Here is a 24,604-nt window from a genome sequence, read left to right as displayed (position 1 = left end):
GGGAGTGTGAGACATGAAAGTTGCCGACTTTTTCGCTCTATCTTCTTTGAAAAATCGTCTTTTTCTAGCGTTTTTGTTGCTTATAATTCTGCCGTATTCATTTCTCCAATTTCAAAGTATTAGCAAGATTGAACGAACCTTCGAGCAACAAATCATCGAGCAGAACACCGAACAGCTGGAGCAGCTGAAGCTTACGTTTGAGGATCTTCGGAGGACCGTATTCCTCATCGCCGTCCGGTTGGAGAAAGATCCTGCTGTTGTCGAAATGCTGACGGGCGGGAATACTTTCACCAAGGAAGAAGAAACAGCAAACCGTAAGATGATGGACAGCATTTGGAATGAAATCAAGAGCAAGACGCTCACTTCCCCTTACGTATATTACTGGCTGACGGACCGGCAAGACCATCAGTATGCCTCATACTCCCCTAGCAAACAGTTATCTTATGACGGCTATATGGGGCAAAAAGGAATCGAAAGCCTCAAGAGTGGGCAAGCCTCCTATCTTTGGGTATCGGATCAAGAGTCGGATCTCGGGCGAGAAGACAGCAAGAGCCCCCGTCTCGTCACCTTGTATTCGGTGCTGCATGATAGTCAAGGCCGTGAGATAGGGCTGCTTCGCATAAGCATAGACTTCCAGACCTGGCTCTCTTCTATGGCGAGGAGCTTTCCCATTACTCAGGATTTTTTTCTGCTGAACGAAAAGAATGCCATCATAGGCGGGACAGGGGAGCAGTCGGACCTCACTCTTGCAGCTTTTATACATGCCGATTCGGAACACTCGGGCACTTTCCACTTGATAGAAGGGTCATACTTGTACAATCAAATGTCTGTGCCGGCCATGCAGTGGACGCTCATGAGCCGGTTTCCGCTACAATTGTTCTTCGGCGATATCGAACAAATGAAGCAGCAGATGATCACTTCCTTCCTTCTGTTCACACTGCTCTTCATCGTCATCACATTTTTCATCCTGTCGACGATTACCCGTCCGTTAAGGCTGCTTCAGAAAAAGATGTCGGAGGTGTCGGATAAAGTTTTCCTAACCAAGCTTCCAACAGGCAAGTATAAAGGCGAAGTACTCGCTTTAGCCCGTGCATTCAATAAAATGGTACATGATCTCCAGGAGCTCCTGCGAAGACTAAAAGAGGAAGAGAGACAGCAGGAGGCAGTACGCTTCCAGATGCTGCTTTCGCAGATGAACCCCCATTTTCTGCTGAACACACTGAATGTGGTTAAATGGAACGTTCTTGGCAAAGGAGATGAAGAAACGGCCAACATCTGTATAGCACTCGGCAAGCTGCTGGAAACAAGCTTGAATGAGGAGGCCGATCTGATTCATTTTAAGGTGGAGCGGGAGCTCACAGAGGCCTATGTATCAATTCTGTCGTTCCGTTACGAAAAGAGCTTTGAGATCCGATGGGAGTGCGACGAAAGTATTGCCTTTGCACTCGTTCCTAAGCTTAGCCTGCAGCCGCTTGTGGAGAACGCAATCTTCCACGGGATGGCGCATAAAGAAAGGGAGGGTGTAATCTGGATCCGTGCCTACGCCGAGCAGGGCCGTTGCTGCCTCGAAGTGGAGGATAATGGAATCGGGTGGAATCCGGATGCCTCTGCGCACGCAGGACGTAAGAGAAAAAGTATTGGGTTGAAGAACATAAAGGAACGGCTGGAGCTGTTATTCAAACAGGACGCTCGATTAGACATTATTCCGACACTGGCAGGAACGCGGGTGCGACTCAGTTTCCCGCTGTTGATCTCGGCACCTTTTAGTGAAAGGGGGACAGGGGATGTGGAAAGTGCTGCTCGTTGAAGACGAGGTGTTCGTAAGACGTTCGCTCAAACAATTGATCCGATGGGAGGACATGGGGTTCACGATTGCAAGCGAAGCTGGAAACGGACAGGAAGCGTTGGATATCATGCGTTCCGAACGGCCTGATCTCGTCGTGTCTGACATCATTATGCCGGAGATGGATGGTATTGAGCTATTAAAGCGGGCAAGGGAAGAAGGGCTGGAGTCATTATTCGTCATGCTGACCTGTATGAATGAATTTGAGTATGCCCGCCAGGCGCTGGATTTCGGAGCTACATCTTATTTGTTAAAGCTCTCGATGAACGCCCAATCTCTGGAGGAGACGCTGACTAAGATAAAGCGGGAATTAGTTCGCAACTTTCAAGCGAGGTCTCAAGCGATGGCTCATTCTTTCCAACGCATGTATCGCGAGACATGGCAGGCGATACATTATAACGGCACAGAAGCCGGTGATGGGGAACGGCTGAAGCTTCAACAGTTGGAGGAATACAGGTCGATGTTGGAGGAAGTGAAGGCTGATTCGGTCTGGATCGGATCATTTCTGCACGGCGCAAACCAGTTCAACTTGGAGGATTTCCATCAACTTGGGTTAGTGACGCCGGGAAGTCGGTCGATTATGCATGCGTTCGCTCACTCAGGGCAAACGACGGTATTCATATGGAATCCGGCGATAATCCGGCCGTTAGAAGAGAAAGGAGCTTTTCCTTGGACAGCAGCATGCTCTTCAGTGGTTTCGAGCCGGGAGATGCCTGCAGCTTGGAATCATGTCTTGCGCGAGTTGGATCATGCCTGGTATGAAGAGAGGACTGGTCTGTTCCAAGCGACAGCCGCAGCAGAATCTTTACAGGCTTCGTCCGAATGGTTGACTTGGAAGACAGAACGTGAATGGATTCGCAGCTTCGAGCAGCGCAAGCTGGATGAATTCAAGCTTCGGCTGCAGGCTGGCTGGGAAACGACCCGGGAGCGCCGTTTGCCGATGGCAGCGGTGAAAGAGATGGCACTCCGCGTTGATCGTCTCCTCTCCCGAATTGCAGGCTGCAATGCTACGGCCGAGGAAGAGTTCCTTCTATGCACCAGTCATTCCGAGCTTGGAGAGCGTCTGTTGGCAAGTGCCGAGAGCTATTGCAACCGGAATCGTGCAATTACGCAACCGCTTACAGGACACCGGGAAGTTGATAAAGCAGTTGCTTATATTCACCAACACTATAGCTCGGACGTTACACTCAAAGCAGTAGCCGCCTTAGTAGCAATGGACGAGGCGTATTTCAGCGGCTTATTCAAGAAGAAAACTGGAGCTACGCTGATTCATTACATCCAACAGGTGCGGATCGACCATGCCAAAGGATGGTTGGAACAGACCGAGCTGTCTGTAGCCGAAATAGGGGAGCGGGTCGGTTTTCCGAACGCCAACTATTTCATTAAGATATTCAGGCGGTGGACGAGGCGAACACCGAGCGAATACCGCTCCGACCCGAAGTAACTAAATTTGTTCCATGAAATGATGAAAAATGTTCCTTATGCTAGTACTTACCCTCGTGCTATCGTTAAGACATAAAGCTGATAGAAGCACAATGTAAAAGCGACAACGAACGGGGGTATGGGTCATGGAAACGCAACACTATGAGGTAGCGGTGTATGGAGCGACTCCGGGTGGAATCGGTGCCGCAATTGCAGCCGCGAGATGCGGTCGAAGAACTGTAATGATAGAGCCTTCCTCGCATATCGGTGGGATGATGACCGGAGGACTTGGCCGAACGGATATCGTGTCGTTGGAATCGGCAGGCTCCATTTTTCGTGAGTTTGCGGCTAGAGTGGTTGCGCACTATAACGATACATTTGAAGCAGATTCCGTGCAGGTTCAGGACTGCAATCGGGGATTATGGTTTGAGCCTTCTGTTGCGGCGAGTATATTACGAGAGATGATCTCTGCTGAAGCGTTGCTGGAAGTGAGAAGCTCTTGCATGCTGCTTGATGTGCAAGTGGAAGAACTTAAGTTGAGCGAAATCACAATTCGCGACGAAATAAAAGAAAGCGCTGTCAAAGTACGAGCGGGTGCATTTATTGACGGTACTTATGAGGGAGATCTGGCCGCCATGGCCGGGGTGCCGTTCGATCTGGGTCGCGAATCCAGGGACGTCTGGAACGAAGAGTATGCCGGTAAGCTGTACATGAACTTCGATTCGTCCAAGGAAGTGTTCCCGGGCAGTACCGGGGACGGAGACGAGCTTATACAAGCCTACAACTTCCGGTTGTGTCTGACTACAGTACCGAATAACCGAGTTCCGTTCCAGAAGCCAGCCAATTATGAAAGGGACAAATATCTGAGCTTGCTGGAAGACGTTATGGAAGACAGGATATCCTCGATTCGAAACGTTATGAACATGCTTCCGGTACCTAATCTCAAGACAGATTGCAACAACCATCATTTCTGCATGTGCTCAACGGATTATCCGGAAGAGAATTTGGATTACCCTACTGGGAGTCAAGAAACACGGCAGGCAATTGTGAAACGGCACCGCGATTATATTCAAGGACTATTGTGGTTTCTTCAGAATGATGAGGAGCTGCCGGGGTCCTTCAGGAGCGAAGCGCTGGAATGGGGTTACGCCGCGGACGAATTTATGGAGTCGGAGCATTTTCCGCCTCAAATTTACGTGCGGGAGGCTCGACGCATTCGGGGCGAATATGTCTTCACAGAGAATGATGCGCGGTTGGCCCCCGGCCTTGAAGGAGCCCCGCTGCAGTTCGACAGCATAGCCGTCGGACATTATCCAATCGATTCACACGCTACTCGCAAGCGGGAGCCGGTTGGGAACAATAAAGCACTGGAAGGCTTTCTCGGTTTGGGGTGGATTACAGAGATTTACCAAATTCCCTACGGGGTAATCGTACCGCAGAAGGTTGACGGCTTGCTCGTTCCAGTTGCCGTCTCCGCATCGCATATGGGGTTCGGGACCATTCGGATGGAACCGTGCTGGATGCAAATCGGCTTCGCAGCTGGCGTGGCGGCCGATCTCAGCATCACTGCTGGAAGCACCGTCCGCAGCCTGTCAATCGACCAATTGCAGGATCGCCTGCTGGCGAGTGGTCAACTCATCTCCCCGGTCGATCCCCAAGAGCTGTATAACGACGCAGCAGCGGCAGTGCAATACTTCATGGCCAAAGGCTTCTTCGAAGACAGCAGCAGCATCAGGCTCAATGAGCCGCTGGCTGCGGCTGACGCCGCTCGTTGGATCGCGCGCTCGCGTTCGCTGGATGGCGGTCGCTCTCTACCCGCCTTGCCCGCCTCCTTGCGGCTATTGCCCGCCGGCACCGACATGGGCCCGCGGATGCCAAAGACCGAGCCGACCCCGCGCGAAATGTGGGCAGAGCAGCCGCTGTTGCCGCTTACGCATGCGAGACGTTGGATGGCTGCGGCGCGGGGACATCGCGCAAACGGTTCGGCTGTGGGAAGCTTGCCCGCGGCCGATAGGGATCGTGCCGTAACTCGGGGAGAATTCGTCGCAAGCCTCTACGCGATTTTGCAAGAAAAGCGGTCGACGTAGATGGGTTACTCATATTTTCACTTCGCCCATCATTGGAGAAACGTAGAAAGGAAGTGACCTGTTTGCAACCAAAACCCGGTGCATTGGAAGTGAACAACGCCATTACTCCACCAATCCGTACACGGCTAAGAAAGCGGCTGAAGACCGTGTGGGGGTTCAAAGAATATTACGTTATGCTGCTGCCAGGTGTACTGTATTACTTGATCTATAAATACTTCCCCATGTACGGAGTCATCATTGCATTTAAGAACTTTGACATGATGGAGGGTATTTTGGGCAGTCCCTGGGCCGATCCTTGGTACAAATATTTTCAGCAATTTTATGAGTCGCCTTATTTCACCCAACTGCTTACGAATACATTTCTCATCAGTGTGTATAAGCTTATCTTCGGCATGGTTCCGCCTATCATTCTAGCGATCTTGTTGAATGAAAGCCGGGTTCGGTGGTTCAAGACACTGATCCAGACGCTGAGCTACATGCCGCATTTCTTGTCATGGGTTATCATCTACGGAATTCTGCTCATGTTCCTGTCCCAGGATTCTGGTATCGTTAACCGTTGGCTTGTCGACTCGGGCAGTGATTCCATCCCGTTTTTGACCTCTACGGAGTGGTTCCGAAGTGTGCTGGTTGGTTCAGAAATCTGGCAAAATCTCGGGTGGGGAGCGATTATTTATTTGGCCGCAATCGCTGGAATCGATCCAACGCTCTACGAAGCAGCGCGCGTGGACGGAGCCAGCCGTCTGAGCATGGTATGGCATATTACGCTGCCCGGTATTCGCCACGTGATTATTCTGCTGCTGATTCTGCGGCTTGGCCATATGCTCGATGCTGGGTTTGAGCAGATTTACATTTTGTATAATGTCCAAGTATATCCTGTTGCGGATATTCTTGACACTTGGGTGTTCCGTACAGGGCTTGAGCAATGGAACTATAGCTTGGCTTCGGCTGTCGGACTGTTCAAATCGGCGATAGGGCTTGTCCTTGTCTACATCTCGAATTCCTTAGCCAAGAGATGGGGGGAAGGCATATGGTGAGAAATGCAGAAGACAAACTGTTCCGGATATTCAGCTATGTGATCTTGACGCTGGTAGGCTTGGCCGCAGTCGTTCCCTTACTGTATGTGTTGTCCGTCTCCCTGACCCCGTTCGCGGTCGTTCTCAAGCACGGCGGTTACGTCTTGTTCCCGAAGGAGCTTACGTTGAACGCTTATAAGAAGTTGATCGGGACGTCTGCTATCCCGAGAGCACTTGTCGTCACCGTATATATTACCGTCATCGGAACCATGATTAACCTCATATTGACATCGCTGCTCGCCTATCCGCTTAGCCGCAAGCAGCTGCCCGGACGCAATTTTTTCCTGATGATGGTCGTCCTGACCTTGTTATTCAGCGGCGGCATTATTCCTACGTACCTGATCGTGAAAGCAACAGGACTAATAGACAGCCTATGGGCGCTAATATTGCCTACGGCCGTTTCGAGCTTTAATGTGCTGATTATGAAAAGTTTTTTTGAGCAGCTGCCTGAAGAACTGTTCGAATCCGCGCGGATAGACGGGGCAAGAGAATTCCGCATCCTGTTCCAGCTGGCGGTGCCATTGTCCCTTCCCGTTATGATCACGGTCGGTCTGTTCTACGGAGTTGGACATTGGAATTCCTTCTTCAGTGCCATCATGTACGTCACCGACCGCTCGCTATATCCGCTGCAGGTTGTTGTAAGAGAGATTCTTATGCTGTCTATGCAGCCGTTGGAGAACGCAGAAGATCAGGTCCCGACGGTTACAATGCAAATGGCCGCTGTCGTATTTGCCAGTGTTCCGATACTCGCTGTGTATCCTTTTCTGCAAAAACACTTCACCAAGGGCATGCTGTTAGGCTCAATCAAAGGTTGAATGACCGGTACTGCCGGCTTCAATATAGATCCGATTAGGAAGGAAGGGGTAGTGGGATGAATAGGAGCAAATGGGTACCTCTTGGATTAGCTGCGTTGTTGACGGGAAGTGTTTTGGCAGGCTGCGGTTCAGGGGACAGCAAGACTACCGACAAGCCAGGCGACAATTCTGCTGCAACTAAGACAGCGGAGCCTGCGGCACCGTCCGGGCCAGTGAAGATTCAGATGGCGATGTCAGCCTCAGGGCTTCCGGCGCCGGAAGCGGATGATATTAAGAAGGCAATTGATAAGAAGCTGAATATCGATCTCCAGCTGACGGCAATCGCTTCAGGTGAAGACTACAAGAGCCAAATCCGGGTCAGGCTGTCCGGAGGCAATTATCCGGATCTGTTCTCGGTCGAATTCTCGGATGTGAAGGAGTTTGCAGACAAAGGCTTGCTGCTTGACCTGACGCCGTATTTTGACAAAGAACTGAAGCCGGCCAAGGACTTCGTCACCGGCCTAACCCCGGATATTATGAAGAAAGTGAATGTGAACAACAAAATCTATGCCGTTCCCCGGATCGGAGACGTCCCCTTCACCTCTATGTGGGTGCGCAATGACTGGCTGAAGAAGCTGAATCTTAAGGCGCCGACCAACCTTGAAGAATTTATGGCAGTTGCCAAAGCATTTACTGAGCTAGACCCAGACGGAAATGGCAAAAAGGACACTTATGGTATAACGGGTGCCAAGCTTGGCAGTTTTGCGACGGTTATGGGAGCATACGGAGTCGGTAACCCAGGCTCGTTCTACGAAAAGGACGGCAAGGTGATTAACGCCTATTATGATCCAGCAATGCCCGAAGCCCTGAAATATATCAAGTCATTATTTGATGCAGGTGTGGTCGATCCCGAGATCATGACTAATAAAGGAAATGTAGAGGTACAAAAGGCATTCCAGGGCAAAGCCGGCCTTATATTCAAGGGATGGACGGATATAGCCAAGGACGAATTCGTCGCCCAATACAAAGCGATTAACCCGAATGCAGACTGGGTCCAAATGACTCCTATTAAGGGGCCAGGCGGCCAGTTAGACGGCTCTTACGATTACGATCGGCCATCCCGCTATTGGGTCATCCCGAAGGCGTTGGAGAAAGACAAAGTCAAACTGCAGAAGGTGATAGACCTTATCAATTACGTATCCGGCCGAGAGGGAAATGTACTCACGATGTACGGACTTGAAGGCAAGCATTACAACATGAAGGACGGAAAAGTCGTACCCACGGAACTTATGGCCAAGGAGGGCAACTATTTTAACGTATATCAAATTACAGGCCGCCCGAACAAAGAATACTTGGAGATCAAATTCCCGAACCAAGCCGCGGCTACCGATTTTGCCATAAAGACTCCGCGTATCAAGTCCTTTGACAGCTCGGTCATTCCGCCTACGGATTTCAACAAAGCCGATGCAGACCGATATGCGGAAGAGGAAATGATCAAGTTTGTCTCAGGTAAACGTCCGATCAGCGAATACAACGACTTTATCAAGACGCTTGAAACAACGTTCAAGTATAAAGCATATGTCGATGCTGGAGCGAAGCAGATCAAGGATCAAGGTTTCGTGAAATAATCGCTACCCATTGCGTGAATGAAAAGAGAGGAGAGGATTACAGTGAGCAGGCAAGCGTATGACGTCCTTGTAGCCGGAGGCGGGCCGAGCGGAATTGCCGCTGCAGTAGCAGCAGCCCGCATGGGTGCCGACACACTCTTGGTAGAACGGTATGGTTTCCTGGGAGGGGCCGGGACAGCAATGATGGTGAATCCATGGATGTCGTATTGGGCCGCTGGCGGAAGGAATGTGCAGTTGATCTTCGGTGTCCTGCAGGAGCTGATCGACCGGATGACGGCAATGGGCATGTATGGGCATCCGATGCAAAAGACCGCGTTCGATCCGGAAGCCTTGAAGGTCGCGGCCGAGGAGCTATGCAAGGAAGCGGGAGTTCAGTTGCTGTACCACTCCTTCCTTGGAGAAGCGGCCATGGATGAGGCGGGAGTACGGATCGAGTCCGTTCGTTTCGCTAACAAGGCCGGGCTTGTCGACCTAAAGGCGAGCATGTACGTTGACGCCACCGGTGACGGGGACTTGGCAGCGCTTGCTGGTGCGATCGTCGAGAAGGGGAGAGCAGTCGACAGTCTGAGTCAGCCGATGACTCTGAACTTCAGGATGGCGAATGTGGATATGGACCGGATGTTGACGAGGCAGGAGATAACAGACCTGTATTTGGAAGCGAAGCGCCGGGGTGAGATCGACTGTCCGCGTGAAAATGTTCTTTGGTTCTATGCGAACCAGCCCGGTGTCATTCACTTCAATACAACAAGGGTCCTTCGAAAGGACGCCACGAATCCTTGGGACTTAACGGAGGCGGAGATCGAAGGGCGGCGTCAAGTTCAACAGCTTGTCCGTTTCCTCCGCGCAGAGGTTCCTGCCTTTGAGGATGCTTACCTGCAGACGACCGCACCGCAGATCGGTGTACGTGAATCCCGCAGGGTTATGGGGGAATACATTCTAACGGCTGAGGAGCTTTTGGACTCCTGCCGGTTCGAGGATGTGATTGCGCGGGGCGCTTACCCGGTCGATATTCACAATCCGGATGGAGAAGGCACCATTCTGAAGCATCTGCCTGAGGGGGAATGGTACGATATTCCGTTCCGGACGCTTGTACCGAAGAAGATCGAGAACCTGCTGATCGGTGGACGTCCAATTTCGGCTACGCATGAAGCACACTCGGCTATTCGCGTACAACCTATCGCAATGGCGATAGGTCAGGCTGCGGGCACTGCGGCGGCGTTATGCGTGAACGGGCATTTACTGCCCAGAGAGCTTGATGTCCGAAAAGTCCAAGAGGCGCTGACCAAGCAAGGGGCGGTAATCGGCCTTCAGACTGAAATTCCTAGCCCAGCGGGGGAATAGACTGTACTTTAGTGAATTATTAGTAGTATTAAATGGTAAAAGCCCTTCATTCCGTTCAACGGCATGGGGGGCTTTTCGCTTGTATTTGGTTCCTGGCTGCCTGCCAGCTTCCAACACACATTGTGAGAACCTCGGCCTGGTGGTATAATAGTCATAGTTTTGCCCATAAAGGCCTGAGGTGATAGTATGACTTATGAAATTCCCCAATCTGTTCAGCAGCTGGGACGAGATATCCAAGAGTCGCAGTTGAAATACCACAATAAACGTGTGCTGGTGTCCAAAGAGTTCACTTTCGATAGCGCCCATCACTTGCATTGTTATGAAGGAAAGTGCAAAAGCTTGCACGGCCATACTTACAAGGTGCAGGTTATTATGGCGGGTAGAGTAGATCATCGCGGAATAACGATAGATTTTGCTGATATTAAGCGGATTACCAAAGAACGAATTATTGACAAGCTGGACCACCGCTATTTGAATGACGTACTGCCTCCTATGAACACAACGGCTGAGAATATGGTGGTTTGGATGTATGAGGAGATTCATCGCGGGTTAGTAGAGGAAGCCTTATATCCGCAAGTAGAGCTTGAAGAAGTGCGGTTGTGGGAAACTCCTACGAGTTACGCAGCCATTACCAAAGCCATGATGGGGGAATGAGTGATGAGTGAAATCAAAATACCCATGGTGGAAATATTCGAAACGGTGGAAGGTGAGGGAACTCGTGCAGGGTTCCCTACTGTTTTTGTACGGCTGTTCGGCTGCAATCTAAGATGTGTGTGGTGTGATACCAAATATAGCTACCCCCCGGAGAAAGCCGATAAGGTGATGACGATCTCTGAAATTGTCCAGCAAGTGAGGCAATATCGTTCGACTCATCTCTGTCTGACAGGCGGAGAGCCCCTATTATATGGTGAGCAGTCTATGGCGCTGATCCAGGGTTTGCTAGAAATTGAGCGATTAACCGATATCCATATCGAGACGAATGGGGCTATTGATCTCGCAGCGTTCATGGATGGAATTGACTCTCCCAAAGTGCGGTATATTATGGACTATAAGCTTCCTGATTCTGGTGAAATGGAGCGTATGTTGCCTGGTAATCTGGGACTGCTGCGGCCGCAAGACGAACTCAAATTCGTGATTGGGAGCGAGTTGGATTTCAATACGGCGAAGCAGGTGCTGATTAAATACCCGACGCAAGCATTGCCACTGTTCAGTCCTGTCTGGGAGACAATGCCTCCGCATAAGCTGGTTAATCTGATGCTGGAACACGGGTTGTCCGGAATCAAGCTTAATATGCAGCTGCATAAAATAATTTGGGATCCTGCGACCCGAGGCGTATAGATATACATTGTTAAAGGGGGATTGTTCGGATATGAAAGACAGCAATCATTCGGTTCGCAAAGCCGTTGTAATCTTGAGCGGAGGGCTTGACAGCACAACCTGTATGGGGATGGCGAAGGAAGCTGGATATGAACTCTATCCGCTCACGTTCGACTATGGGCAGCGGCATCGCATAGAACTTACTAACGCACGTCAAGTAGCTGAGTTTTATGGGGTGCAAGATCGTCATAAAGTCGTTCAGCTTGGTTTTTTGCGTGACTTCGGCGGGAGTGCATTGACCGATGATACGATCTCTGTTCCTACAGCGGATCAAGGAGAAGCGAGTGAACAGGAAAGTGAGATTCCGGTCACCTATGTGCCTGGGCGCAACTTGCTTTTCTTATCGATTGCTACTTCCTTTGCGGAAGTCATGGGCTGTGAAGCCATATACATCGGTGTGAATGCACTAGATTATAGCGGGTACCCGGATTGTCGGCCAGAGTTTATCGGCAAGGTGGAGGAAGTTATTGCACTAGCGACCAAGGTTGGAGTGGAAGGAAAGGGGATCTCTGTTGAGACTCCGCTGATCTCCCTTACGAAGGCAGACATCATTCGCGAGGGCAGCAGATTAGGTGTCCCTTACGAGCTTACAACCTCGTGTTATAACGGTAAAGCTGAAGCCTGCGGAGATTGTGACAGCTGCCGGCTGCGTTTGAAAGGCTTCGCGGACGCAGGACTGCGGGATCCGATTGTGTATGCGATACAGGATTGAACAAACATGAATGATTGAATAGACAAGCCCTCAAATCAACTCGATTTGAGGGCTTGTTGTGCAATCTGTTACTTGACTGCTGTTTCGTCCGCTGAGCGAATGGCTTCGCCAGGAGACAGACGCAGAATGGAAGCGGGGGGAAGCAAATTCATCAGCCATGTAAGGAGTAAGAAGAGAGCAGTAATAGGTACAAGCAATTGCCATGGATATTGATAGGAAAGCTCAGCAGCAGTCGGCGGCTTATAAGATTCCATTAGGTTGACAATGAAGTAACCGCCGATAGAACCAAAGCATACACCATTCAACAATCCTATCCAGCCTATCGATGTACCTTCAAGCAGCATGATTTGCCTGATCATACGCTTGCTGAAGCCCATGCAACGCAGCATGGCGAATGTTTTGGCGCGTTCTTGCACGGCACGAAGCTGGAGAATGGCGAGTCCCGCAAGTCCTATACTCACGGAAAGTGCCATGAAGCCAACGAGCATCCACATCATCTGGACGCTGCCCAAATCCTTCGGCCCTTCGGTTAGCGCAGGTGCGATGAACCCCTGCACACCTTGAATAGCGAAAAGTTCCTCAGCTTCTCGAATATCAGCTAGTGTAGGAGAGGACATATTCAGCATGACATAGCCTTTTTCGGTCAAATAGTCCCAGCGAAATCCCTGGTTCTTAAATTTGTCATACAACAGCTCATTTGCAAACACAACATTATAAAACTGCATGCCAGTATTCGTATCGACGAATCCGGCTATCTCTACTTCCTCAGTGCCAGCCTGATTCGGAACGTGGTCAATTGGTTTAGGTCCGTCAGGTTTTTCGTAGATTACAAGGTTCAGCTTCTCCCCGACATTTAACTTTCTGGATACGAGTCGATTCATTGTGAACATCTCCGGCCATTCCTCAGGAGCGAAGCTGTATTTCTTATCCCATATGACATATCGTGGATCGTTCTTAACAGCCAACCATGCCTCTTCATCAGTTGCGAACTTGGATGATCTGGACAGCAGCTTTGGTATCCCGTTGTGCAGGAATGCATCATTCGGCGCTATGATGTTAAGTTGGGCTCTTGGCTCTACCCCCTGGATATTGGTTTGAAGCATATAAGGCTCAAGAATGGAAGGGGTTGGAGCCAGTTTGACAAGTTCCGGGTTTATGCGAATTGCGGTCAGCACTTCCTGCTTCTCGTCCTCACTGTCATATTTGACAAAAGCATGATAATCCAGCACCGTATAAGATTTCTGCTTCAGGTTACTGTAGAAATGCTCGTTAAGGATGAGGATAAATGTCATCAGCATAAAACAGCAGCTAAATAATAGTGTCACGATTAAGGCCCGCCGGTATTTACCTGTCGGGTAGCGGAAAGCCAGGAATTGAGCAGCCTGATCAACACCAATGAAACGAAATGCTGGCTTCAACAGCTTTTGCAGCTGCGGGAGTGACTGAATGACGATATATAAAGCAGCCACGGATGATGCAAGCCATAACAGGATGACGATCAAGCCTTGTGGTAGGAAGGGATGCGTCCCACTAGCAAGCACCTCAACTGCATTCCCGCTCACTAGCTGAAGGATGTGAGTGATCAGGGTGACACAGGCGGCAACTGTCAGTACAATTCTAATCCTTCGTTTTCGTAAGCCCGTGCGCTCAGATGTAAGTTGGGAGTCCCCACGCATAGCAGATACGATTCTGTGCTTTCCGAGCCAGTAACAAGCAATAAGAGAGCACAATGAGAGTAGAATCAGTACGGCAGCACCAGAGAGTAGAATTCCCTTAAGTGAGATAAATGGAAGAATGGGAATCGAATAAGTGCTATAAGCATCCATCATGTCACTGTGAAACCAATTATAAAGCCCAATTACACTAACACCCAGCACAATCCCGACAATCAAACCGATACTGGTAATAAGTAAATTTAAGAGTAGCGTTTCAGCAAAAAATATGCGCTGGGTTTGCCGGCGATGAAAGCCGATCGCACGTAGAATCGCAATAGTCTCTTTGCGGGAGTCAGCAAGCATGAGCAGGATTTGCACCATTAGAAGGGCACCTGCAAAAATAGCAATCAAGCTGCATAAGGCAAACGGAACTCCATACGATTCCTTTAATTGCTGAACTTGATTCATAGCCGACTGCTTCAACTCCGCTACCTCGAATAGATTCGATGGAATCGGAAAGTGCGGGGCGCTGATTTGTTGACCGGTAGTCCTGTGGGCACCAGCAAAGATGGAGGTAACCGAGTGATCAGGAATGGCAGCCAAACGACGCGCAGAATCCAAACTCATGAGCAGTGTGCCTTCCGACGCGGTCACCCCTCGATACCCAGTTATTCCCTGTTCATTAACAATCATGGTTACCTGAAACAGATGATCGGTGCCATCCTTTGCGGTTAATCTCACGGTATCGCCTGAACGTAAAGCTAATTGTGCAGCAGTTGCGGAAGAAAGGACAACTTGATCCGAACTCAAGCCAATACTCCATAGCGGATTTGCTGATTCAACAGTCCCCATCTCCTTGAAATCAACCCCAATGACAAGGTTTCTTGCGCTAATATGTACTGGTTGAAGCTCACCATCCAGCTTGGTCACAGTCGACTCTAACGTAATTGCAGGAACAATCCAAATTTTAGCGTGTTTTAACTGCTCTTTAATCGGAGGAAGCTCGTCTGCTGTGAAATAGGTATTATGATTGGCAGGACGCATCTCCCAATCCAACGGACCGTAGTGCTTTTCCAGCCATCGGTTTCCGCTTTCGTCGAATGATTGAAAAAATATGACAGCAGCCATCACCAGAGCTGCCCCTACACAACCGCCCAGGATTGACAGCAGCGTCTGGCGGGGCTGAGAGCGTAGGTTTCTCCAAGCCATTTTCCATGTAATAGAGCTTATCATTAAAGTTTTCATGGTCTCACCATGGAGGCTGAATGGACTTTCGGTATGTTTCCGGTCGTCTCCGATTCCGTGATGCGTCCGTTCTCCATACGAATGATCCGGTCTGTTTGAGCCGCTATATGGTTATCGTGGGTTACCATTACAACTGTGGTGTTCATCGTTTCATTGATGTGACGCAGCAGTCCAATAATTTGCTGTGAGGTTTGACTGTCGAGCGCTCCGGTCGGTTCATCCGCCCATATTACCTTTGGCTCGGCAACAATAGCTCTGGCAATAGCGGCCCGCTGATTTTGTCCCCCTGACATCATAGCTGGGTATGCTTCATACTTATCAGCAAGTCCTACTTGGGCTAATGCGGTCCGTGCTCGTTCATTAGCGGTTTTAGTTGAAACACCTTGTCCAATTAATGGTAACGCTACGTTCTCCTCAGCCGTTAAAACAGGCACCAGATGATACATTTGAAAGATGAACCCCATATGGTTCAGACGGAAAGCGTCTCGTTTCTTCTCATCTGCATCATGGAGATTGAAACCGTCAATATACACACTGCCAGAAGTAGGGGTCTCGATACCTGATAGAATTTGCAGCAATGTTGTTTTACCGCATCCGGATGGTCCCACCATGCTCACCATTTCTCCATGTGCGATATGTAGATTCACTTCCTTCAATGCATACAGGAGAGTGCTTTCTTTGCCGAATGTGTGAGTCAGTTGATTAGCTCGAATCATCATTACACCTCTTCATATCATCATTGTTCTCCCAAGATACCAAACAAATATGAAGTGTTAATGGAGAAAATATGGAGAAGTTGTGCAGATTAAGACAAACGCTGTTCGTAGAATACAGGCAATTGAACATGGAACACAGTACCTGCATTCCATCGACTCGACACACTTACAGCTCCATTATGTGTTTCAATCCATTGCTTCACAATGGGCAGACCGAGTCCAAGGCCTGAAGCGGAAGCAGAAGCAGGTTCTCTCCTTTTCACTACTCCGCTATAAAATCGTTCGAATATGTAAGGAAGGTCTTCGACTTCAATCCCCATCCCATCATCTGTTACTGTAATCACATAGTAGGGGTTGTCCAACTTTACCGTAATTTCAATCTTGGATCGCGCGAACCGCAAGGCATTACCGATCAGATTGACGAACACTTGACGCAATCGATCCTTATCCGCATACACGCGGAAGGAGGGCGAGCAGTTCAGGAGCAAATCAATGTCTTTCTCTTCTGCATCGATCGCGAACGCATCAACAATGGCAGCCAACAAGGGTTGTAACGGTAACCACGCTTGGTTTAACTGGAGATGACCGGATTCAGCTAAAGCCAGCTGCTGCAAATCACCAAGCAATTTACTCATGCGATATACTTCAGCCTGCAGCAATGCCGCGTGTGACGGCTCAATACTCGCTTGATTGTACAGTGCATTGTCTAGCTGTGCACGCATAATAGACAGCGGTGTTCGCAGCTCATGAGCGACATCAGCGACCATTGATTTACGAACTGTCTCCAATCGATATAGCCTCTGGGATATCTGGCTCAGTTTATCCTCAATGAGCTGGTCATATTTGGTAGGAGTATGGCTAGAGGTAGGTGCTTGCTCCATTTCAGTCAATTGATGCAGGATTTTTTTCTGATAGCGGCGATGTGCGGATGCTTGTGTAAGCAGGAGTCCATACATAACCACACCGACCATAGTTCCCGTAACAATGGATGCATACCAAACATGCCAAGGTGTTGCTGGATCATCATGCTGAAGCTGAAAATATCCGATCACCTGTCTGTCTTGAAGCAGAATGTGCCTATTCTTCTTATGGTCCTCTGTAAAACCTGGAGTATGTGCAGCCGTTAACGGTTCCCAAAGAATGCTATTATCCACAGACCATATGCGAACATTTCGTCCAATTCCATTCAGAAATGCGTTGTGCTGCTCTGCTTGAGGAAATTCAAGCTGTTCAATGATTGGAGACCAATCTCCATAAAGTGCATATATGGCGGTGAGATAACTGGATATCTGCTCAGCTGCACGCCTGTCATTGATCTCTTCTTCCTTGGAGTGCTTCCATTTACTTATCCCCCAAGTGAAGGCTGCACAAAGTATCGCGATACTAAGCACGGTGGTAAATAATCGGCTTTTCTTGCTATCCATCTGCATGTCAACCACCACCGAATTTATATCCGATTCCATATACCGTCACGATGTAAGCTGGATTCGCTGGATCATCCTCAACCTTACGGCGCAAGTTACGTATATGGGAATCAATCGTTCGCTCATACCCGAAATAAGCGTCCCCAAGCGCTTGTTCAAGCAGATCAAGGCGGCTGAATACACGCCTGGGTTGCCTCGCTAAGGTAATCAAAAGGGCAAATTCCGTTGGAGTTAATTGTAGTCGCTGACCATTTTTGCTCACTTCGTGGCGATGAACATCGAGGATCAAACCATCAATCTGGATCGTTTGACTATTGTCTTCAGCCGGATTATGCTGTAATCTGCCTGATCTGCGGAGCACGGCTTTGATCCTTGCTAGCAGCTCTCTCATGCCAAATGGTTTTGTTATATAATCATCTGAACCAATCTCCAGCGCAATCACCTTATGCCATTCTTCCGTTTTAGCTGTTAACATGATGACAGGAACCTTCCAACGGGACTGTACTTCTTTGCATAAATCAATGCCTTGTTGTCCAGGCAGCATCCAATCAAGCAACATCAGGTCAAAGTTTTCCTGGTTCAACAATGTAACGGCTTGCTCAGAAGAAGCGGCATGTGTTACCTTACAGCCCTCTTGCTCCAAAAAAAGAGTTCCCTCTTCCACAATACGCTTTTCATCCTCCACCCATAAAAGCTTCATGCTGAAACCTCCGTAAACCCGTTCTGCAATCTTAATGTGATTATAGCGGAACTTTAGGCGATCTACACTACAATATAATACAAAAAAGCCCCAGACACACGATTAGGCGTGTCGGAGCATCTGAATTACTGATGTGTGTTCTTGTAAAGACTTATTCAGCCGACAAGTCCAGCCAAGCGAGCTCTTCCGGCGTCAGCTTGATCGCCGCGCCTTCTTTGCAGGAGTCCATTTCCTCTTGATTCTGCGGACCGATCAGAGCGGCAGATGGGAATGGCTGATTCAGAACGTACGCAAGTGCGATCTGGATCGTGGTGTACCCTTTCTCAGCGGCCAGCTTCGAAGCACGGTTATATCGCTCCCAGTTAGCATCGTTGTAGAACACGCGCACCAAGTCTGCGTTCTCCAAGTTGTCTGGTGTGTAACGTCCAGTGAAGAAGCCGCGCGCTTGTGAGGACCAGGAAAGCAGCGGAATCTGTGTCGCTTCGTGCCACTTGCATGTATCTGCATCGGCTGAGATACAGCCAGCCCAGTATGCATCCTGTGGTTTCGCGAGGCTCAGGTTCGGGCTGCTGAAGCTGAAGCCGACCAGACCGTGGGAAGCCGCGTAATCGTTAGCTTCCTGCAGCCGCTGGTGGCTCCAGTTCGAGCCCCCGATTGCCCGGATGCGGCCTGACTCGATGTGTTCGTTCAGGATCTCAACAATTACGCCAACCGGCAGGTCGGTGTCATCTCTATGCAGGGCATATAGATCGATATAATCGATTTGAAGACGCTCCAGGCTCGTCTCCAGTTCTTCTGCAATGGCAGCCTTGTTAATTCGTTTGCCCGCTGCATTCGGATGGCCGCCCTTGGTCAATACAATAATTTGATCGCGATTGCCGCGTGCTGTCATCCAATTGCCGATTGCACGCTCGCTCCCGCCGCCTGAATAACCATAAGCCGTATCGACTGTATTCCCGCCAATCCCGAGATAGGAATCGAGAATCCCGTTCACTTTCTCTTGAATATCGGGATTGAAGTAATCCGTTCCCATAATTAACTGGGAGACCTGCTTTTGAATACCTTGAATTGAGAAAAAGTTCATGATTTAGTTCCTCCAAGTTCCACTCGTATTCTATCATCTGCTGAGAGTAGGCAGGCGTCCAGAATTCTCATGTTGTTCACAGCATCCGCCGACTCGAAGCGGGCAGCTTGATCTCCCCATACCGTATGGGCAAAATCATCGGCTTGCAGAGCATATTGATTCGTTGGCGCGAATGTTTCCACCCGTTCTTCCTTACCAAATACCGTGAACTCAGATATTTGATCTGGAGGTGAAATGAAGGCAGAAGGCAAGTAGATGCGACCCTCTGTGCCCAGAATTTCAAGAGTATTGCGGAATGCCGCCCACATCGCACAATCGAAGGTTAATCCGACGCTATCGGGAAATTCGATTAGTCCGGATGCCATCATATCGACGTTGCCGTGTTGCGGCGAAAAGAATGCTGTTACGGTTGCAGCCTCGGGCTCTTTACCCAGGATGTACCGAGCAGCGGAGATCGGATAACACCCTATATCGTACAAAGCACCTCCGCCCATTTCGCGATGGAAACGAACGTTCTCGGTTGCTCCGGATGAGTTAAATGTAAAGGTCCCGTGAATACCGCGAATGGTGCCGATTTCGCCAGATGCGACAATTTCCTTGATGCGATCATATCTTGGATGATGTCTATACATGAAAGCTTCAGCAAGATGCACGCCTGCTTTGGCGCAAGCCTCTGCCATCTCGACAGCTTCTGCTGCCGTCAGAGCAAAAGGCTTTTCACACAATACATGTTTACCTGCTTCCGCGGCGCGGATGGTCCATTCCTTGTGCAAATGATTAGGGAGCGGGATATACACAGCGTCGATCGAGTCGTCCTCAAGAAGCGCTTCATAGCTGTCATACGCAGTTGGAATACCTAATTTCTCGGCGGTTGATCTGGCTTTCTCACCATCCCGGCTAGCAATGGCAACAACCTCTCCCGTCTGTGATGCCTGAATACCTGGGATTACGGAACGGATGGCAATACCGGCGCAGCCGACAATCCCCCAGCGAAGCTTCTTTGTGCTACTCATTCTGGATTCACCTCTATTTGTTAGATTATAGGACTATATTGCTATTATAGTAGGGAGAATATAAAATGAACATGACATTTTATTGGTCTGGATACCACGATATTGCGATAGGTGGGAGAAAATGAGACTGCACGTGGCATTGCCGACTTTAACGGGACATCCCTATTTTTGCTTGCCGGAATCGGTAGGTTGGTATTGGGATGAACAAGAGCATGTAGTGGATCGGGCTGAGAACACCTGGCAAACATTTAGTATTCACGTCATAGTCGGAGGAAAGGGATATTTGGAGAATCGACAGGAGACCCGCCTTTTACAAAGAGGAGACGCTTTTCTTTACTATCCGCTTCAGGAGCAGAAATATTATACAAGCAAGGATGATCCATGGAGTGTACGGTGGGTGCATTTTTACGGGAAGGAGGTTCACTCCTTTCTTAATGAAAGAGGCTTCCGCACCTCGCCGTTGTGGACGCTTAAGCAACTGAAGCCTTGGGAAGAGGCGCATGAGGAGCTATTAAACGAGTCATCGGAGCATAATTTCCTCCATGTGCCGCGTTTGTCGGGGTTAACTTACTGGGTGTTGGCCGAGTTTATTAATCAAGCGATTCCGCTCACGGCGAATAGGAGTACAGAAGCATTAGAGCGGATCCATCACATTCTGCCGGAAATGAGGCGGAGATCTGCAGAGCCGTTCATACTTGAGGAATGGGCCGAGCAAGCCAAGGTGAGCCCTTTTTATTTTTGCAAATTGTTCAAAAAAGCGACTCAGATGACTCCCTCAACGTTCATGACGACATGCCGTATACAGACGGCCAAGCAGCTATTGCTGGAACATTCGGACTGGCCGGTGAATCGAATAGCTGAGCAAGCTGGATATACTACGATCAGTTATTTTCACAAAAAGTTTCAAGAGCATGAGGGGATGACACCGTTAGAGTTCCGTGCTTTATTCTGGAATCGCGGGTAATGCGGGCTATGAAGCTCATCAATAATTAACTAGCCCAACTCCTGACTACATCTTTGCCATGCTTTTGGTGAACTTGACAACTTTGTTCTTCCCGTTCGCCTTGGCATTGTACATGGCATGATCCGCTTCGCGTATTAATTCCTCTGCCGTCTGTCCCTTACGGTATTTACTGTATCCGATACTAACCGTAACCTCGGCCTCCTGCTCGATTCTGGCCCTGATTTGTTCAGCCATTTCGCCTGGTTTGACCGAATGATCCGTCACTAGAACGACCATTTCTTCCCCGCCATAGCGTCCAGCCATCCCAATCTGTTCGCTCTCATCCAATAAAATGTGAGCGACTCGCCTCAGAGCATCATCACCTGCTTGGTGACCTCTCGTGTCATTCAGCTTTTTGAAATTATCGAGGTCCAGGAAAAGAATATATACTGGCAACTCGCGAGCAGTATACTGAGAAACACGTTTTACAAAGTATTTGCGGTTGTATAGTCCCGTTAATCCATCTGTGATAGAGGAGCGGTAGATCGTGTGCATCAGCTCAACAATCCGATCAAATAGAAACAGGAACAGAATAAAGTAAATAAAGATAGGTACGTAATACTGAATCAAATTAATTACTAGCAGCGGTTCGTCTACGAGATATAAATTAACAATGTGAGCCATATGACAGACCAAAAAACCTGCCGTTGCGATCTGGTATTTAACGGCTTGTCCGATACGCGGAGGAATGATGACTAGTCCGATCAGGATAAGTAGGAATAAGTAAAGCTCCAGCCCTATATTTTGCAGCAATTGAACCTGTCTGTCCGTACCCTGAAGCCATTTCGGGATTTGCAGCTGCACAAAAGTCAAGAGAAAGGTGACGAGCATAAAAGAATAGAAATAAAGGGTATCCCTCGTTTTTGTTGAGTTGTATAATTGATAAATGGCCATGTTCAGAGTCGTATACGAAACTACAGTCAATACCTGTTCCGCGATATTAATCCAAGGTAATGCCGTGTCACTGCGAACCGCCAACACGATGAGTATCATATGCTGAATGATAATGAGAAGCAGGGCTGCAGTGAGCGTCATATACGCTTTACGCTTGCGATCCCAGAGCAACCGCAAGGACATGATGAACATCATGAGTAATATGATTAACATGCAGGACAACGTGAATACCTGCGCATATGCTCCGACGAACAAATCTGATAAATTCAAATCAAAGCTGCCTCCAAACTGAAAACTGGACTGTATCCGTATTATAGCAGATTTCTCACAACGCAGATTACGAAATGGGAGCGAACACACATGAATATATTACAAGCTTTGTTTTTCCCTCCGGAGCAACCGGGCGGGGTTTCCTCCATGGTTCCGTATATACGCGAGCAATTTCTCGAAAAAGGATGGGAGATGGAGCTGTTCTCTATCCCTAAGCGGGTAAGGAGTAAAGGAACGGAGAGTGTGGCCTTTGCTACCTTCGATTGGACCCAATACGCAGGCAACATGATTGTAGACAAGTACATTCAAACTTATAAGGACTACGTATGGTGGACGCGGCTTCGCATCAAGAAGAGCTACGACCTGATTCATGCTCATCACCCTATAGCCGCTCTGGTCATGAAGCAGCTGTTCCCTAATACTCCAGTCCTGCTTACCATCCACTCCAGCTATGAGCGTGAGTTGATCTTGAATGGCAAGATTGAGGAAGGCGGGGCGGAGCATAACTTCTTGACTTCCTTATACAGAGAGCTGGAGTATCAGCTTGATGGGATTTTGACGGTGTCGCAATCTTTCAAAAGCTACGCGGCAGACTACATGGTGGATGGCAGTCATATTCGTGTGATCCCGAATGGCTTCGATGAGCGGAGATTCCGCCCTTTTGCCCATGAGAATGTGGTCCCGCAGCTAATTACCGTGTGCCGGCTAGTACCAGCCAAAGGGATGGACACCTTGCTTGCAGCATGCGCGGAGCTTAAGAGACGAGGGCACCCATTCGTTCTTCACCTGATCGGAGATGGTCCGATTCGTGAAGAGCTGGAACAAATGGCAATTGACCTGAACATCTATGAAGAAATTATTTTTTATGGATATATGCTGCATCCTGAGGAATTCATGCCTTTCTTTGATATATTCGTCCTTCCTTCCCGTGCGGAAGCCTTTGGATCTGTTTTCGCAGAAGCAGCTCTCTGCTGTTTGGCATTAGTGGGTACGGATGTCGGGGGAATTGCCGAACAGATCGAGCATGGCCGCAACGGGTTGTTAGTGCAGCCTAATGATCCAATAGGTCTGTGCAACGCCTTGGAGCTAGTGATGGCCGATCCCACTTATCGATATCAGTTGGCAAGATCTGCGTGGATGAAAGCGAAGCAAACGTATTCGTTAAGCCGCGTGATTATTCAATTAAAACAAGAATATGAAACTACACAATTAAAAAGGGAGAGAAAACCATCATGAAATTGAAAATGATAAAATCGACTTGGGGTATGCCAGGCTCATCGTTGCTAGAGAAGACCAGACAAATTATTGAAGCAGGTTATGAAGGCATTGAGACCGTCATTCCTCAGGAGGACGAGATTAAGCCATTCCTGGCTATGGTCAAGGAGCATAAGCTCGAGTTAATTGTTCAAGTATTCACAGAAGGAGGGGACCACTTCCCTTCCTTGCGCGAACAAGTCGAACAAGCCGCCAAGCTTGAACCGACCCTGATCAATTCACACAGCCTGAAAGACAGCACACCGTATGATGCACAGCGGGCTTTCTTCGAGAAAGCATTGCGGTTGGAGGATGCTGTTGGAGTACGCATTGGACATGAAACTCATCGCGGGCGAGCATTCTTCACGCCATGGAACACGGCTAACATGCTGAAAGAATACCCGGAGCTCAAGATTACGGCTGACTTCAGTCATTTCTGCTGCGTATGTGAATCGTTGTTAGCGGATCAATCTGATAATCTTCGAACCATTATTAATAATTCGATCCATATTCATGCAAGAGTCGGTTATGCGGAGGGTCCGCAGGTCCCGCACCCAGCAGCGCCTGAATATAGGCAAGAACTAGAAGCCCACGAAGGCTGGTGGGAGCAAATCTTGCTTCAGAATGCCAAGAGAAACAAAGATATCCTGACGGTTACTCCTGAATTTGGCCCTCCTGGTTATTTACATACCCTGCCATTCACCAATGACCCTGTTGCGGATCTGTGGGATTTGACTGCGTGGATGTCTGGACGTTTGAAGGAGCGGTTTGCTTCATATTGTTAGATCGCGAGGAACGCTTATATGGAATGCCGTCCTGTAAAGGGCGGCATTTTTGATTGTTTAAACTCCGAGAACGGAATGAGCAAAATAAGCTGGAGGCTGTCCGAGTGAAATAAGCAGGAAAACCCGTGTTAAAATGAGCTCCGCAGGCGGAACGGTTGAAATAAGCAGGAAAATGCTCTTCTGTCAAGAAAGTAGACCCCCCTAACTCAGGCAACGTGTCTGTAGTACTCCTGTTCGAAGCGCATCGGTGACATGTAGCCAAGGGTGCTGTTGGATCGTTTTCG

At 49.0% G+C, this 24,604-nt stretch carries 20 protein-coding genes; 13 read left to right on the top strand and 7 right to left on the bottom strand.

The window, feature by feature from the left end:
* Nucleotides 1-13: 13 nt before the first annotated feature.
* From AC58QD_RS26590 to queC, 10 genes are all read left to right on the top strand, one after another.
* Entirely contained in the window at nucleotides 14-1,807 is a 1,794-nt protein-coding gene (locus tag AC58QD_RS26590) for a cache domain-containing sensor histidine kinase (protein WP_497338064.1), read from the top strand.
* A complete protein-coding gene (locus AC58QD_RS26585) occupies nucleotides 1,785-3,287 on the top strand; it encodes a response regulator transcription factor (protein WP_497338063.1) in 1,503 nt (500 codons plus the stop codon). Before AC58QD_RS26590 ends, AC58QD_RS26585 begins: the two co-directional genes overlap by 23 nt.
* Nucleotides 3,288-3,411: 124 nt before the next feature.
* Nucleotides 3,412-5,352: an FAD-dependent oxidoreductase gene (locus tag AC58QD_RS26580; RefSeq protein ID WP_497338062.1), complete on the top strand. Its 1,941-nt coding sequence runs from the start codon at nucleotides 3,412-3,414 to the stop codon at nucleotides 5,350-5,352.
* Between the two features lie 173 nt (nucleotides 5,353-5,525).
* Entirely contained in the window at nucleotides 5,526-6,386 is an 861-nt protein-coding gene (locus tag AC58QD_RS26575; RefSeq protein WP_497338148.1) for an ABC transporter permease, read from the top strand.
* Nucleotides 6,380-7,240, top strand: coding sequence for a carbohydrate ABC transporter permease (locus AC58QD_RS26570; RefSeq protein WP_497338061.1), 861 nt, complete (start codon nucleotides 6,380-6,382; stop codon nucleotides 7,238-7,240). The genes AC58QD_RS26575 and AC58QD_RS26570 overlap by 7 nt, the downstream gene beginning before the upstream one ends.
* A gap of 56 nt (nucleotides 7,241-7,296) precedes the next feature.
* On the top strand, nucleotides 7,297-8,847 hold the full coding sequence (locus tag AC58QD_RS26565; protein ID WP_497338060.1) for an extracellular solute-binding protein: 1,551 nt from the start codon (nucleotides 7,297-7,299) through the stop codon (nucleotides 8,845-8,847).
* A gap of 42 nt (nucleotides 8,848-8,889) precedes the next feature.
* Complete coding sequence (locus tag AC58QD_RS26560; RefSeq protein ID WP_497338059.1) at nucleotides 8,890-10,188, top strand: FAD-dependent oxidoreductase; 1,299 nt, start codon at nucleotides 8,890-8,892, stop codon at nucleotides 10,186-10,188.
* A 186-nt stretch (nucleotides 10,189-10,374) separates the two neighbouring features.
* Nucleotides 10,375-10,842, top strand: a complete 468-nt coding sequence (gene queD / locus AC58QD_RS26555; RefSeq protein WP_497338058.1) for a 6-carboxytetrahydropterin synthase QueD — start codon at nucleotides 10,375-10,377, stop codon at nucleotides 10,840-10,842.
* A 3-nt stretch (nucleotides 10,843-10,845) separates the two neighbouring features.
* Complete coding sequence (locus AC58QD_RS26550; RefSeq protein WP_497338057.1) at nucleotides 10,846-11,526, top strand: 7-carboxy-7-deazaguanine synthase QueE; 681 nt, start codon at nucleotides 10,846-10,848, stop codon at nucleotides 11,524-11,526.
* Nucleotides 11,527-11,557: 31 nt separating this feature from the next.
* Nucleotides 11,558-12,277 carry a 7-cyano-7-deazaguanine synthase QueC gene (queC, locus tag AC58QD_RS26545; protein ID WP_497338056.1) on the top strand — a complete coding sequence of 240 codons (720 nt, stop codon included), beginning with the start codon at nucleotides 11,558-11,560 and terminating at the stop codon, nucleotides 12,275-12,277.
* A gap of 68 nt (nucleotides 12,278-12,345) precedes the next feature.
* Here queC and AC58QD_RS26540 read toward each other — a convergent pair whose 3' ends face one another.
* The 6 genes from AC58QD_RS26540 to AC58QD_RS26515 form a co-directional block, all read right to left on the bottom strand.
* Nucleotides 12,346-15,177 carry an ABC transporter permease gene (locus AC58QD_RS26540; protein WP_497338055.1) on the bottom strand — a complete coding sequence of 944 codons (2,832 nt, stop codon included), beginning with the start codon at nucleotides 15,175-15,177 and terminating at the stop codon, nucleotides 12,346-12,348.
* The gene (locus tag AC58QD_RS26535; RefSeq protein ID WP_497338054.1) at nucleotides 15,174-15,896 is read right to left on the bottom strand and encodes an ABC transporter ATP-binding protein; all 723 of its coding nucleotides are present in this window, start codon (nucleotides 15,894-15,896) and stop codon (nucleotides 15,174-15,176) included. The genes AC58QD_RS26540 and AC58QD_RS26535 overlap by 4 nt, the downstream gene beginning before the upstream one ends.
* 86 nt (nucleotides 15,897-15,982) lie before the next feature.
* Nucleotides 15,983-17,317: a sensor histidine kinase gene (locus tag AC58QD_RS26530; protein ID WP_497338053.1), complete on the bottom strand. Its 1,335-nt coding sequence runs from the start codon at nucleotides 17,315-17,317 to the stop codon at nucleotides 15,983-15,985.
* 7 nt (nucleotides 17,318-17,324) lie between these two features.
* Nucleotides 17,325-18,017, bottom strand: a complete 693-nt coding sequence (locus AC58QD_RS26525; protein WP_497338052.1) for a response regulator — start codon at nucleotides 18,015-18,017, stop codon at nucleotides 17,325-17,327.
* 151 nt (nucleotides 18,018-18,168) lie between these two features.
* On the bottom strand, nucleotides 18,169-19,101 hold the full coding sequence (locus tag AC58QD_RS26520; RefSeq protein ID WP_497338051.1) for an aldo/keto reductase: 933 nt from the start codon (nucleotides 19,099-19,101) through the stop codon (nucleotides 18,169-18,171).
* A complete protein-coding gene (locus AC58QD_RS26515) occupies nucleotides 19,098-20,114 on the bottom strand; it encodes a Gfo/Idh/MocA family protein (protein WP_497338050.1) in 1,017 nt (338 codons plus the stop codon). The genes AC58QD_RS26520 and AC58QD_RS26515 overlap by 4 nt, the downstream gene beginning before the upstream one ends.
* Before the next feature lie 121 nt (nucleotides 20,115-20,235).
* On the opposite strand from AC58QD_RS26515, the gene AC58QD_RS26510 reads away from it, so the two are divergent.
* Nucleotides 20,236-21,078 carry a helix-turn-helix transcriptional regulator gene (locus AC58QD_RS26510; protein WP_497338049.1) on the top strand — a complete coding sequence of 281 codons (843 nt, stop codon included), beginning with the start codon at nucleotides 20,236-20,238 and terminating at the stop codon, nucleotides 21,076-21,078.
* A 45-nt stretch (nucleotides 21,079-21,123) separates the two neighbouring features.
* Here the strand turns inward: AC58QD_RS26510 and AC58QD_RS26505 are convergent, their stop codons facing one another.
* A complete protein-coding gene (locus AC58QD_RS26505; protein ID WP_497338048.1) occupies nucleotides 21,124-22,281 on the bottom strand; it encodes a GGDEF domain-containing protein in 1,158 nt (385 codons plus the stop codon).
* Nucleotides 22,282-22,371: 90 nt separating this feature from the next.
* Here AC58QD_RS26505 and AC58QD_RS26500 point away from each other — a divergent pair, with 90 nt between their 5' ends.
* Both AC58QD_RS26500 and AC58QD_RS26495 read left to right on the top strand, forming a co-directional pair.
* Nucleotides 22,372-23,517, top strand: coding sequence for a glycosyltransferase family 4 protein (locus AC58QD_RS26500; protein ID WP_497338047.1), 1,146 nt, complete (start codon nucleotides 22,372-22,374; stop codon nucleotides 23,515-23,517).
* Nucleotides 23,514-24,320: a sugar phosphate isomerase/epimerase family protein gene (locus tag AC58QD_RS26495; RefSeq protein WP_497338046.1), complete on the top strand. Its 807-nt coding sequence runs from the start codon at nucleotides 23,514-23,516 to the stop codon at nucleotides 24,318-24,320. Before AC58QD_RS26500 ends, AC58QD_RS26495 begins: the two co-directional genes overlap by 4 nt.
* The last annotated feature ends 284 nt before the right edge of the window (nucleotides 24,321-24,604 follow it).

Source organism: Paenibacillus sp. J2R1T-4 (genome assembly GCF_059692235.1).
The sequence above is the reverse complement of the archived record's forward strand: the minus strand, read 5'-3'. Positions and strand labels throughout refer to the sequence as shown.

Bases quoted from the DNA above. Each gene is read 5' to 3' on its own strand.
- AC58QD_RS26590 (WP_497338064.1), top strand. From the start codon at position 14: ATGAAAGTTGCCGACTTTTTCGCTCTATCTTCTTTGAAAAATCGTCTT.
- AC58QD_RS26585 (WP_497338063.1), top strand. From the start codon at position 1,785: ATGTGGAAAGTGCTGCTCGTTGAAGACGAGGTGTTCGTAAGACGTTCG.
- AC58QD_RS26580 (WP_497338062.1), top strand. From the start codon at position 3,412: ATGGAAACGCAACACTATGAGGTAGCGGTGTATGGAGCGACTCCGGGT.
- AC58QD_RS26575 (WP_497338148.1), top strand. From the start codon at position 5,526: ATGCTGCTGCCAGGTGTACTGTATTACTTGATCTATAAATACTTCCCC.
- AC58QD_RS26570 (WP_497338061.1), top strand. From the start codon at position 6,380: ATGGTGAGAAATGCAGAAGACAAACTGTTCCGGATATTCAGCTATGTG.
- AC58QD_RS26565 (WP_497338060.1), top strand. From the start codon at position 7,297: ATGAATAGGAGCAAATGGGTACCTCTTGGATTAGCTGCGTTGTTGACG.
- queD (WP_497338058.1), top strand. From the start codon at position 10,375: ATGACTTATGAAATTCCCCAATCTGTTCAGCAGCTGGGACGAGATATC.
- AC58QD_RS26550 (WP_497338057.1), top strand. From the start codon at position 10,846: ATGAGTGAAATCAAAATACCCATGGTGGAAATATTCGAAACGGTGGAA.
- queC (WP_497338056.1), top strand. From the start codon at position 11,558: ATGAAAGACAGCAATCATTCGGTTCGCAAAGCCGTTGTAATCTTGAGC.
- AC58QD_RS26540 (WP_497338055.1), bottom strand. From the start codon at position 15,177: ATGAAAACTTTAATGATAAGCTCTATTACATGGAAAATGGCTTGGAGA.
- AC58QD_RS26535 (WP_497338054.1), bottom strand. From the start codon at position 15,896: ATGATGATTCGAGCTAATCAACTGACTCACACATTCGGCAAAGAAAGC.
- AC58QD_RS26530 (WP_497338053.1), bottom strand. From the start codon at position 17,317: ATGGATAGCAAGAAAAGCCGATTATTTACCACCGTGCTTAGTATCGCG.
- AC58QD_RS26525 (WP_497338052.1), bottom strand. From the start codon at position 18,017: ATGAAGCTTTTATGGGTGGAGGATGAAAAGCGTATTGTGGAAGAGGGA.
- AC58QD_RS26520 (WP_497338051.1), bottom strand. From the start codon at position 19,101: ATGAACTTTTTCTCAATTCAAGGTATTCAAAAGCAGGTCTCCCAGTTA.
- AC58QD_RS26515 (WP_497338050.1), bottom strand. From the start codon at position 20,114: ATGAGTAGCACAAAGAAGCTTCGCTGGGGGATTGTCGGCTGCGCCGGT.
- AC58QD_RS26510 (WP_497338049.1), top strand. From the start codon at position 20,236: ATGAGACTGCACGTGGCATTGCCGACTTTAACGGGACATCCCTATTTT.
- AC58QD_RS26500 (WP_497338047.1), top strand. From the start codon at position 22,372: ATGAATATATTACAAGCTTTGTTTTTCCCTCCGGAGCAACCGGGCGGG.
- AC58QD_RS26495 (WP_497338046.1), top strand. From the start codon at position 23,514: ATGAAATTGAAAATGATAAAATCGACTTGGGGTATGCCAGGCTCATCG.